The organism is bacterium (assembly GCA_035945995.1).
In the GTDB taxonomy this organism is placed as follows: domain Bacteria; phylum Sysuimicrobiota; class Sysuimicrobiia; order Sysuimicrobiales; family Segetimicrobiaceae; genus DASSJF01.
Map to the genome: position 1 here is coordinate 1 of DASYZR010000075.1, position 1,875 is coordinate 1,875.

Here is a 1,875-nt window from a genome sequence, read left to right on the forward strand (position 1 = left end):
GGGGCGAGCACCTTCAGGGCGACAACGCTGCCAAGACGGGGGTTCTCGGCCTGGAAGACGACGCTCATCCCGCCACGCCCCACCACGGCGCGCAGCAGGTAGCCCGCGAACTCATCGCCAACCATGGGTAGCTCAGGCATCTGGGCGCTCCCGGACGGATGGTTTCAATGGACGTGACGAGGCGGGGAGGAGATCCTTTTGTACGGACCTGTCGAGCTTGTGCAAGAAGCGGGAGGCGAATACGTTATGTCATCGTTCGCACGAAACCATTACCGGATACGTGGCGAACGACGGAGCGATGTCCACCGGCTAGCAGTGCAAGGCCATTGTCGCGTCCCCCTCCACTAGGCCCGCCCGGGTCGCTGTTACGACTCCCCCGACCAGGCTCCCGTGGGTCCGGAAGCCCTTACGGAAGCTAGAGTCAGGTTACCCCGGGCCTGATACACCGTCTACCTGGCCTGATCGGGCCTTGACCTGAGATGCACCTGTTCTACTTTCTATTTGGCGCTTTAGAGTTGGTGCGTGAGCACCGCGGAATCCGTTTCGGGCGGGTCCGTACCACCGCTGGCGGTCCGAACCCAGGGATCCGACCAGAGCCTGCCAGCTGGCCCCTCGTACCTGATCGGCCGCGACCCGAAGTGCGACATCGTGATCACCGATGCCCGCGTGTCCTGGCGCCATGCCGTGCTCCGGCTGGAGCACGGCCGATGGGTGCTGGCGGACAACGGCAGCACCAACGGCATCTACGCCGGATACCAGCGAGTGGACCGGATCGAGATCAGCTCCGAATGCCTGATCCGGCTCGGGGATCCCGCGGACGGGCCGGTCCTGAGCTGCACCGTCAGCGGAGCCGACCCCGGCCAGGCGGCCGGCGGGCCGCGCGCGGCACCCCTGCCGCCCGCCACGATGCTGCGCATCGGACGCGCGCCCGATAACGACGTCGTGATCGCCGATCCGGGTGTCTCCCAGTACCACGCCGAGCTCCGCCCTGAGGCGGGCGGATATCGCATAGTGGACCTGGACAGCCGCAACGGCACCTTCGTCAACGAGCGGCGGGTCACGGCCGCAATGGTGTCCGAGGGGGACCTCGTCGGCGTCGGCTCCTCCACCTTCCAGCTGGTCGGCCACGAACTGCAGGAGTTCGTCTATCCCGACGTCCACAGCGAGGAGACGCCGCCGCCCGCGGCGTCGTTGCCCGCAGCCCCAGTGCCCGCGCCGGGAGATGGCCCGCTCGAGATCCCGTACGCGGTTCGCTGGCTCGTGCCGAGGGGCGAGCGGTTCGCGAACTTCGACATCCTGAACGACAACGACACCCAGCTCGACTACTACCGCCAGTTCGGGCACATCTACGCGGTCGGGATCCCGACCAAAAAGTGGCGGCTCGTGGTCGTCTCGGACCCCGAGCTGCTGGACGAGGTGGCGGGGGACGAGGAGCGGTTCGGCAAGCGCGTCGAGGAGATCAACTTCTTTGCCCAGCTGAGCAATACCCGCGGCGGAGGCATCTCGGTCATCGGCGACGGCGAGCACTACAACCATGTCCGCCGCGTGATGCTGCCGTGGTACGCGCCGCTGAACCAGCGGACGCAGCTGGGGCAGATGAAAGATCAGGCGCGCAAGCTCGTTGCCGCATGGTCCGCGATCCCCGACGATAAGCCGCTCGACGCGCGCACCTGGATGGAACGTTACGCGCTCGAGGTCTCCGGACGCGCTGCGTGCAATTACGACTTCGGCCTGCTCGATGGCACCGGCGACCAGAACCCCTTCGCGGCGGCCGTTCCGGAGAGCACGAAGGAGAGCATCCGGCGCGTCGCCGATCCTCGCCCCGACTCCGCGGTTTTCGCGGGCCGCGCGGCCCGCGCGCGCAGGAAGCGCTAC

1 protein-coding gene is annotated in these 1,875 nt (G+C 67.3%); it reads left to right on the top strand.

Features of this window, described 5'->3' with window-relative positions:
• Positions 1–522 precede the first annotated feature (522 nt).
• Positions 523–1,875: cytochrome P450 (locus VGZ23_07955; GenBank protein HEV2357527.1), on the top strand; the 1,353-nt coding region annotated here is incomplete at its 3' end.